This is a genomic window from Mycobacterium kyorinense (assembly GCF_001672775.1).
GTDB lineage: Bacteria > Actinomycetota > Actinomycetes > Mycobacteriales > Mycobacteriaceae > Mycobacterium > Mycobacterium kyorinense_A.
In genome coordinates, this window is sequence record NZ_LZKJ01000031.1 from 23,047 (window position 1) to 32,138 (window position 9,092).

Genomic DNA, 9,092 nt, shown 5'->3' on the forward strand with positions numbered 1-9,092 from the left:
ACTGGCTAAATTAAATTCGTGCTCAGCCTACCGGCCTGCACCCTTGTTACCGACAACCGGCGACTCGCAGCAGCAGGTCACACCGTCCCAGCAGCGCGGACCGCAGGGGCGCGGCGCGTTGCGCAATGGCACTCTGGCAACGCACATACTCGGCACGGCCGGCCGGCTGCTCGACGGCGATAGGTGTGTACCCGTAACTGTGCAAGTCATACGGGCTGGCCCGCATATCGACTTCGCGGGCGGCGGCGGCCAGCTCCAGGCAGTCCAGCAGCAGCTCGGAGTCGATCAGTGGGCTCAGCTTGTAGCTCCATTTATACAAATCCATGTTGGCGTGCAGGCAACCGGGCTGTTCCCAGTCCTGCTGCGTCGCGCGGCTGGGTGCCCCGGCGTTTCGTGGCGCGGCGTCGCTGGTGAAGAAGCGGAACGCGTCGAAGTGACTGCAGCGCAGCGGCCCGGCGACCTCCGAATCGACCACGGCATCGGTGCCCTCGGCACCCAGCCGCAGCGGCACCCGGTCATGGCGCACCGCGCCGCTGCGGTAAACCATCGCCCATTCGTGCAGGCCGAAGCAGTTCAGTCGGGCCGGCCGTTGCGCGGTCGCCCGCAGCAGCCGCGCCACAAACCGCAGCGTCTCGACGCGGCTACGTAGATGGGCGTCACTGACCGTGACACCGTCGGTGCCGACGGTGTAGCCGCGCCGGCCGCGGTAGCGGCGAATCGCGTCGCCGCCGGCCAGCACCACGCCGTAGCCGGGGTGCCAGCACCGCAGTTGTCTGGGCCGCAGGCTGTAGTAGCTGAATAGGAAGTCCCACACCGGATGTGGCTCGCCGGCACGGTGGGAACGCAGGAAACCCTCGACGCGGTCGCGATAGGCGTCCGCGCGCACCTGCCACTGCTGTGGATCGAGGACCTCAGACACGGTGGGTTCCGTCGCGCACGGTGCCGACGAGATCTTCGACCAGGTCCTCCAGCGCCACCATCGCGACGACGGCGCCGTCCTCGGCGGTGGCCAACGCGAGGTGGCTGTTGCTGCGGCGCATCCGCGAGAGCGCCTCGGGCAGCGGCATCGACTCGGGAAATTCCGGCAGCGGGCGCACCGTCGCCAGGTCGATCACCGTCCGCGGGTCGTCGCCGAGCGCCAGCAAGTCTTTGATGTGCAGGTAGCCGATGAAGCCACCGTCGACATCGGCGACCGGAAACCGGGAGTAACCGGTGTCGGCCAGGGCTTGCTCGACCGCCTGAATCGTTGGCCCGCAACCCTTCTCGGCGACCGGCACCGCGCGGATATCGGCGACGGGCACTGCGACATCGGCGACGACCCGGGTGCGGATCTGCAGCGCCCGGGTCAACCGGGTGTGTTCTTCGGGGTCGAGTAGACCTTCCGACACCGATTCGGCGATCATCTCGGACAGCTCGACGGTGGAGACTGTGACGTCGAGTTCGTCGCGCAGCGGCACACGCAGCATCCGCAGTATCACGCCGGCGCACCAGTTGTACAACGCGATGAACGGCCGCGCGGCCCGTACGTAGACCAAATACGGCGGGATCAGCAACATCGCTGCCCGTTCCGGTCCGGCGATCGCGATGTTCTTCGGCACCATCTCGCCGAGCAGCACATGCAGCGTCACCACGATGCCCAGCGAAACCACGAACGACGCGGTGTGCAACACCGCATGGGAGATGCCGAGCAGGTCCAACGGGACCTGCAGCAGATCGGCGACAGCCGGCTCGCCGATGCGGCCGAGCAGGATCGACGACACCGTGATGCCCAGCTGGGCGCCCGCGAACATCAGCGGCAGCCGCTCACCGGCCCGGATCACGGTGACAGCACTGGACCTACCCTGCTCGGCCAACGCTTCGAGCCGGTCGCGGCGCGCTGAGATGAGCGAGAACTCGGCGCCCACGAAGAACGCGTTGGCACCGATCAGAAACAGGGTCGCCAGCACCCGCAGGAGGTCAGCCATCGGTGTCCTCGCCCCCGGTCGGGTCGCTGCGACCCGCCAACTCGGTCAACTCGAGCACGTCGATGCGGCGGCCGTCCATGCCCACCACCCGGGCTTGCCAGCGGGTCGAGCCCCGCGACAGACCTTCGGGTTCGAACGCGGCCAGCTCGACCGCCTCACCGGCAACCGGAATGTGGCCGAGCTCCTGGAGGACCAGGCCCCCGATCGTTTCGTATTCGCCCTCCGGGGCGCGGTATCCGGTCGCGGCGGCCACCTCGTCGATGCGCAGCAACCCGGACACCCGCCACCCGTTGCCGGCGGCTACCACGTGCGGGGTGGCGTCGTCGTGTTCGTCGCGCACGTCACCGACGATCTCCTCGATCAGGTCTTCAACAGTGACCATGCCGGCAGTCCCGCCATATTCGTCGACGACCAGAGCGGTCTGCAGCCCGTTGGCGCGGATCTGGGCCATCACCGCGTCGCCGTCCAGCGTCGACGGCACCACGGCAACCGGTTGGATGACGGCGGTCAGCGGGGTGTTCGCCCGGTCGGCGAGCGGCACCTCGAAGACCTGCTTGACGTGCACGATGCCCACGGTCTCGTCGAGGTCGCCGTCGACGATCGGGAACCGGGAGAATCCCGTTTCGGTGGCGGTGGCGACCAGGTCGGCCACGGTGTCGTCCTTCTGCAGCGCAACGATTTTCGATCGGGGGGTCATCAGCTCCTCGGCGGACAGCGTGCCGAACTGCAGCGATCGGTGCACCAACGCGGCGGTGGCGGGATCCAGTGAGCCGCTGCGCGCCGACGTGCGCACCAGCGACACCAACTCGGCCGGTGAGCGCGCCGAACGCAGCTCCTGGGCCGGCTCGATGCCCAGCTGGCGCAGGATCCAGTTCGCCGTGCCGTTGGTCAGCCGGATCGCCACGGTGAACACCAGCGAGAACAGCAGCTGCGCGCCCGCGACGGCGCGCGCGGTGGCCAGCGGGCGGGCGATCGCGAGGTACTTGGGCACCAGCTCGCCGAACACCATCGACAGCGACGTCACGATCACCAGCGAAACGAACACGGTGATGCCGTGGGCGATGCGATCCGGCACCCCAAGGGCATCCAGCGCGGGGTGCGGCAGGTCGGCCACCAGCGGTTCGGTCAGGTAACCGGTGCCCAGCGTGGTGATCGAGATGCCCAGCTGGGCTCCGGACAGCTGGAACGACAACGTGTGGTGGGCGCGCTGCACGTAGCGGTCGCGGCGGGCCCCCTTGCGGGCATGGGCCTCCACGGTGCTGCGTTCGAGTGTGGTCAGCGAGAACTCGGCGGCCACGAACAGCGCGGTGCCTGCGGTGAGGACCACGATGGCCACCAGGCTGAGCAGGGTGACGACGAGATGGTTCATCGGCCGAGCTGCCGTCGCGGGGCGCCGGGCGCGGTGCCCGGCCGGCTAGAAACGGGCTCTTCGGAGTCGGCACACGACGGCTCGGCCCGGAAGCCAACGGCCTCGACGGGTGCCTGCGGCACGTCGTACCTTTCCCTCGATGTAGCTGCGTGTTTGACGTTCACATGGTAGCGAAAGTGGTAATCACTTCCGGTCACCAGCCGAACGGCAGCGGATGGCCCTCGGCAAACCCCGCCGCGGACTGCACCCCGACAACCGCGTGCTCGTGCAACTCGGTCAGCGTCGAGGCGCCGACGTAGGTGCACGTGCTGCGCACCCCCGAGGTGATGTGGTCGATGAGATCCTCGACGCCGCCGCGGTGGGGGTCCAAGCCCATGCGCGACGTCGATATCCCTTCCTCGAACAGCGCCTTGCGGGCCCGCTCGAAGGCGGTGTCGGCGGCGCTGCGGGCGACCACCGCCCGCTTGGAGGCCATCCCGTAGCTCTCTTTGTAGGGCTGGTCGTCGCGGTCACGCATCAAGTCGCCGGGGGACTCGTAGGTGCCGGCGAACCAGGATCCGATCATCACGTTCGACGCGCCCGCCGCCAGCGCCAGCGCCACGTCCCGCGGATGCCGCACTCCGCCGTCGGCCCACACATAGCCGCCGAGTTGCCTTGCCGCCGAGGCACATTCGAGCACAGCGGAGAATTGGGGACGGCCGACGCCGGTCATCATTCGCGTGGTACACATGGCGCCCGGGCCGACTCCGACCTTGACGATGTCCGCGCCGGCGCTCAGCAGATCCCGGGTGCCCTCGGCCGACACCACGTTGCCGGCGACCAGCGGCACCCCCAACTCCAGCGACGACACCGCCTTGATGGCGTCTAACGCCTTGACCTGATGGCCGTGGGCGGTGTCGATGACCAACAGGTCCACACCGGCCTCGGCGAGCGCCTGCGCCTTGGTGGCCACGTCGCCGTTGATGCCCACCGCCGCGGCGATGCGCAGCCGGTTCGCGGCGTCGATGGCCGGCGTGTAGATACCGGCCCTGATCGCACCGGTCCGGGTCAAGACACCGGCCAGCGTGCCGTCCGCGCCAGTGAGCACAGCGACGTCGACCGGGGCGTGCTCGAGCAGATCGAAGACAGTGCGAGGGTCGGTGCCGACCGGGGCGCTGACGAAGTCGGTGGTGACGATGTCGCGCACCCGTGTGAAGCGATCCACGCCCTGGCAGGAGGATTCGGTGACCAGCCCGATCGGGCGGCCCTCGAAGACGACCACCGCCGCGCCGTGAGCCCGCTTGTGAATCAGTGCGGTCGCATCCGACACCGAGTCATCGGGGCCCAGCATCACCGGGGTGTCGACGACCAAGTCGCGGCTTTTGACGAACGCAACCGTCTGCTGCACGGCGGTGATCGGAAGGTCCTGCGGCAGCACCACAATCCCGCCGCGGCGAGCCACCGTTTCGGCCATCCGCCGACCCGCCACCGCGGTCATGTTGGCCACCACCACCGGGATCGTGGTGCCCGAGCCGTCGTCGCTGGACAGATCGACGTCGAATCGCGACGCCACGTCCGAGCGGTTCGGCACGATGAAGACGTCGTCGTAGGTCAGGTCATATGCGGGCCGGTGTCCGTCCAAAAACCTCATTGCTGCTTTCTTACGGTCTAGGCGTTTACTTCGCTGCGGTCGCCGCTCCACAGCGTGTGGAACTTGCCCGGCTCGTCGATCCGCCCGTAGGTGTGCGCGCCGAAAAAGTCACGCTGGGCCTGGGTGAGCGCGGCTGGCAGCCGCTCGGTGCGCAGCGCGTCGTAATACGACAGTGCCGAGGAAAAGCCCGGAATCGGAATACCCAGCTGGGTCGCCGTGGACACCACCCGACGCCAGCTGTCGATCGCCGACTCGACGGCACTGCGAAAGTACGGCGCGACAACCAGACTGGCCAGATCAGGCTCGGCATCGAAGGCTTCCTTGATGCGGTTGAGGAACTTCGCCCGGATGATGCAGCCGCCCCGCCAGATGGTTGCCAGATCGCCGGGGGTGATATTCCAGTCGTATTCGGCGCTGCCGGCCTGAATCTGGTTGAAGCCCTGCGAATACGCGATGATCTTGGAGGCGTACAACGCCTGCCGGACGTCTTCGGTGAAGGTGTCCGGGTCGGCGGGGCGCTCGCCGAGCCGGCCCGACGCCAAGCCGACGGCGGCCTTGCGCTGAGCCACCGAGCCAGACAGGGCGCGGGCGAACACCGCCTCGGCGATGCCGGTCACCGGAACACCGAGATCCAGAGCGGATTTGACGGTCCAGCGGCCGGTGCCCTTCTGCTCGGCCTCGTCGAGGATGACGTCCACCAGTGCTTTGCCGGTCTTGGCGTCCTTTTGCCGCAGCACCTCGGCGGTGATCTCCACCAGGTAGCTGTCCAGGTCGCCGCGGTTCCAGTCGGTGAAAATGTCGGCGATCTGCGGCGCGGTCAGGCCCAGCCCGTCGCGCAGCAGTTGGTAGGCCTCGCCGATGAGCTGCATATCGGAGTACTCGATGCCGTTGTGCACCATCTTGACGAAATGCCCGGACCCGTCGGGGCCGATGTGGGTGCAGCACGGCACCCCGTCGACATGGGCGGAGATCTCTTCGAGCAACGGGCCCAGCGACTTGTAGGACTCGGCTGGACCGCCCGGCATGATCGACGGCCCGTTGAGCGCACCCTCTTCGCCGCCGGAGATGCCGGCACCGACGAAGTGCAGCCCCCGCTCGGCCATCGCGTGCTCGCGACGGATGGTGTCGGTGTAGAGGGCGTTACCGCCGTCGATGATGATGTCGCCTTCCTCCATGGCGTCGGCGAGCTCGTTGATGACAGCGTCGGTGGCCTCACCGGCTTTGACCATGATCAGCACCCGGCGCGGCTTTTCCAGCGCGGCCAGGAACTCCGGAATCGATTCGCTGCGCACGAAGTTGCCGTCGGAGCCGTGCTCGGCCAGCAGCGCGTCGGTTTTGGCGATCGAGCGGTTGTGCACCGCCACGGTGTAGCCGTGCCGAGCGAAATTGCGGGCGATGTTCGAACCCATCACCGCCAAGCCGGTGACTCCGATCTGCGCAGTGCCGGCAGCAGCGGTGGATGGTGACGAGCTCATGTGTTCGCCTCTCAAAGTCGGGGCTCTGTCCAAGTGTTTCATCACACACTGTGGCACAGCATGATTCGGGTAGCCGCAGCGTATTCGCCGAAAGCGGGGTCCGGACCTAAGCGAACAGCCGGTGCAGTTCGGTGAGCCACGGTACGGCCAGGGCGACGGTGGGCACCACCAGCAGCGCGGCCGCGGCCAGATAGGCGCTCGTCGCCAGCAACAGGCTGTTGCCTCGACCGGAGAGCCGGCGTACCCGCAGCACCGTGTGGGGGCCGCCGGCGGCCAACGCCCCCAGCGGTGTCCGGCCCGCCGCGCAGGTCACCAACGCCCGGGCCAGGGGAGTGCGACCTGCTGCGCGGACCGCGGCGTCGTCTGCCAGCAGCTCCACCAGCAGTTGCACCGCGTCCAGCGCGCTGGCACTGCGGACAAAGCGCGGAAAGGCGGCGTGCACGGCGGTAAACGCCTCGAGGACGAGGTCGTGCCGGGCGCGCAGGTGCGCCCGCTCGTGGCTGATGATCGCGGCCACCTCGGTATCGGTCAGCGAGTCCAGCGCTCCCTCGCTGACCACCACACGACTGCGGACGCCGGGCAGGCAATAAGCCAGCGGCTGGGCGACCTCCAGGATGCGCAGCCCGTGAGCCCGGGTGCAGGCCGGAGCGGAAACCGCGTCGGGTGCGATGCCGAGCAGGTCCACGAGCATGCGGTGATGTGACCGCCGCCGGCGGGTGGTGACCGCGACTCGGATCACGGCGATCATCAACCGCGCCCCGATCAGCAACGTGAGGGCGAGAACGACAACGTCCAGTACCCACAGCGGCCAGCCGAATCGCCCGATGTCGCCGGCCAGGGTAGCCGTCGGCCAGCCGTCGGGACCGGGAACAAGCAGTCGGCTGGCGATCGCGATACCCGCGCTGAACGCCGAGAGCACACCGGCTACTGCGATGGCTTGCCAGAGCACGACCGCTGCGCGAGGCGCGCGCAAGGGCCAGGACGCTCGCGCCAGTAAGGCCGGTATGGGGCCGACCAGCAGCAGCGCCAGGAGAGTGAAGGCCAGCGCGGACACGCTGCCAGTGTCCCTCAGTTCTCGGGTGGAATGCCAGCCGATCGGCCAGATGGGGACGCGGAGCGGTGGCTGGACTCCAACTCGTCGAGTGCCCGCCGCAGCGCGTCCGCCTCGTCGGCGCCGACTCGTTCGACGAAATGCACCAGCGCGGCTTGACGACTGCCGGAGTCGGCGGCTTGGTCGAGTGCATCGACCATGAGCCCGGCGACCAGTTCGTCGCGACTGTGCACCGGCGCGTAGCGGTGCGCGCGGTCGTCACGGATTTGGGACACCAAGTTCTTCTTGGCCAACCGTTGCAGCACGGTCATCACTGTCGTGTAGGCCAGGTCGCGTCGCATCGACAACGCTTCATGTACCTGACGAACGGTTTGAGGTTCGGGCGCGGACCACAGGTGGTCCATCACCGCACGTTCGAGGTCACCTAAACGCGTTTGCTTAGCCATATAGGTTCATCTCCTGAGCAATGACGTAAGCGTACCCCCGCTTACTACCGGCTGTCGTACCGAACCATTGAGAGAAAGCCTGCCGCCAGCCGGATTTATCGTGACCCGACCTATCGACCGGCGGGAACGGCGGATGAATCGCTGTCATTCCACGACTTGTGAGTGTCGTCACACGGTCTCACCTTGGTTGGGCGGGCAGCCCTTGCGAATTTAGGGCAGCCTTGCCTATGCTGAATGGCATCGAGCGATGATGACCGCGGCAGAGTCCTGAGGGCTGCAGCGACCCCCGGTCTACTCGATCGGCGAGCCCCGCGCCTAGTGCGCGGGGCTCGCCCGTTTCGGGGAGCCGAACCTCAAATGGTGTAGACACAAGGGCGTGGAACCTGTGCCAGGCATCAGCGACGGCGACGCACCCTTCGATAAGGAAATCGGGCTGGTGTTCACCGAACTGACTCCCGATGTCGCTCGCGCGCAGCTCGATGTTCAGCCAAAACTGTTGCAGCCGTTTGGAATCGTGCACGGCGGCGTGTACTGCTCGATGGTCGAGAGCATGGCCAGCGTGGCCGCCTACACCTGGCTGGCCGCCCATGGCGGCGGTGCAGTCGTCGGCGTCAACAACAACACCGACTTCCTCCGCGCCATCGGCAGCGGCACGGTGTACGGCGTCGCTGAACCGTTGCACCGAGGCCGGCTGCAGCAGCTATGGGTGGTAACCGTGACCGGCGATGACGGTCGGGTGGTCGCCCGCGGTCAGGTGCGGCTGCAAAACCTGGCGGCACCGCCGAGTTGAGGGCTCCGCGCGGTTAGGCCCAGCTGGAGCCGACGGCGGAGTCGGTGCTGGCCATGTTGTTGCCCGCGGTTTGCACCTTTTGGCCGTGGGCATTGGCCTGTTCGTAGATCACCTGGAAGTTGCGGCCCAACTGGGTGATGAACTCCTGGCAGGCCACCGACCCTGCGCCGCCCCAAAAGTCACCGGCAGCAAGCACATCGCGGACGATGGCCTGGTGTTCGGCTTCCAGGGAGGCGGCCTGGGCGCGGATCAGCGCGCCGTGGGCATCGACATCCCCGAATTGGTAGTTAATGGTCATGGCGGGTTCTCCTAGCTGCTCAGGATCTGCTGGGATGCTTGTTCTTGTTGCTCGTAGTTGTTGGCGTCG

At 67.5% G+C, this 9,092-nt stretch carries 9 protein-coding genes; 1 reads left to right on the top strand and 8 read right to left on the bottom strand.

Annotated features, from left to right (window positions below):
• Positions 1–46: 46 nt before the first annotated feature.
• The 7 genes from A5707_RS02120 to A5707_RS02150 form a co-directional block, all read right to left on the bottom strand.
• The gene (locus A5707_RS02120; protein ID WP_065012877.1) at positions 47–919 is read right to left on the bottom strand and encodes a 3-methyladenine DNA glycosylase; all 873 of its coding nucleotides are present in this window, start codon (positions 917–919) and stop codon (positions 47–49) included.
• On the bottom strand, positions 912–1,964 hold the full coding sequence (locus A5707_RS02125) for a hemolysin family protein (protein WP_065012878.1): 1,053 nt from the start codon (positions 1,962–1,964) through the stop codon (positions 912–914). Before A5707_RS02125 ends, A5707_RS02120 begins: the two co-directional genes overlap by 8 nt.
• Complete coding sequence (locus tag A5707_RS02130; protein WP_065012879.1) at positions 1,957–3,333, bottom strand: hemolysin family protein; 1,377 nt, start codon at positions 3,331–3,333, stop codon at positions 1,957–1,959. Before A5707_RS02130 ends, A5707_RS02125 begins: the two co-directional genes overlap by 8 nt.
• Positions 3,334–3,526: 193 nt before the next feature.
• A complete protein-coding gene (locus A5707_RS02135) occupies positions 3,527–4,963 on the bottom strand; it encodes a GuaB1 family IMP dehydrogenase-related protein (RefSeq protein ID WP_065012880.1) in 1,437 nt (478 codons plus the stop codon).
• A 17-nt stretch (positions 4,964–4,980) separates the two neighbouring features.
• Positions 4,981–6,438 carry an NADP-dependent phosphogluconate dehydrogenase gene (gene gndA, locus A5707_RS02140; RefSeq protein ID WP_065012881.1) on the bottom strand — a complete coding sequence of 486 codons (1,458 nt, stop codon included), beginning with the start codon at positions 6,436–6,438 and terminating at the stop codon, positions 4,981–4,983.
• Positions 6,439–6,544: 106 nt separating this feature from the next.
• Positions 6,545–7,492, bottom strand: coding sequence for a M56 family metallopeptidase (locus A5707_RS02145; RefSeq protein WP_065012882.1), 948 nt, complete (start codon positions 7,490–7,492; stop codon positions 6,545–6,547).
• A 14-nt stretch (positions 7,493–7,506) separates the two neighbouring features.
• The gene (locus A5707_RS02150) at positions 7,507–7,935 is read right to left on the bottom strand and encodes a BlaI/MecI/CopY family transcriptional regulator (protein WP_065012883.1); all 429 of its coding nucleotides are present in this window, start codon (positions 7,933–7,935) and stop codon (positions 7,507–7,509) included.
• Between the two features lie 376 nt (positions 7,936–8,311).
• Here A5707_RS02150 and A5707_RS02155 point away from each other — a divergent pair, with 376 nt between their 5' ends.
• Positions 8,312–8,725 carry a PaaI family thioesterase gene (locus A5707_RS02155; protein ID WP_065012884.1) on the top strand — a complete coding sequence of 138 codons (414 nt, stop codon included), beginning with the start codon at positions 8,312–8,314 and terminating at the stop codon, positions 8,723–8,725.
• 13 nt (positions 8,726–8,738) lie between these two features.
• Here the strand turns inward: A5707_RS02155 and A5707_RS02160 are convergent, their stop codons facing one another.
• The gene (locus tag A5707_RS02160) at positions 8,739–9,023 is read right to left on the bottom strand and encodes a WXG100 family type VII secretion target (protein WP_065012885.1); all 285 of its coding nucleotides are present in this window, start codon (positions 9,021–9,023) and stop codon (positions 8,739–8,741) included.
• Positions 9,024–9,092 lie beyond the last annotated feature (69 nt).

Excerpts from the sequence above, each read along its gene's own strand:
- A5707_RS02125 (WP_065012878.1), bottom strand. The coding sequence starts at position 1,964 with ATGGCTGACCTCCTGCGGGTGCTGGCGACCCTGTTTCTGATCGGTGCC.
- A5707_RS02130 (WP_065012879.1), bottom strand. The coding sequence starts at position 3,333 with ATGAACCATCTCGTCGTCACCCTGCTCAGCCTGGTGGCCATCGTGGTC.
- A5707_RS02135 (WP_065012880.1), bottom strand. The coding sequence starts at position 4,963 with ATGAGGTTTTTGGACGGACACCGGCCCGCATATGACCTGACCTACGAC.
- gndA (WP_065012881.1), bottom strand. The coding sequence starts at position 6,438 with ATGAGCTCGTCACCATCCACCGCTGCTGCCGGCACTGCGCAGATCGGA.
- A5707_RS02150 (WP_065012883.1), bottom strand. The coding sequence starts at position 7,935 with ATGGCTAAGCAAACGCGTTTAGGTGACCTCGAACGTGCGGTGATGGAC.
- A5707_RS02160 (WP_065012885.1), bottom strand. The coding sequence starts at position 9,023 with ATGACCATTAACTACCAATTCGGGGATGTCGATGCCCACGGCGCGCTG.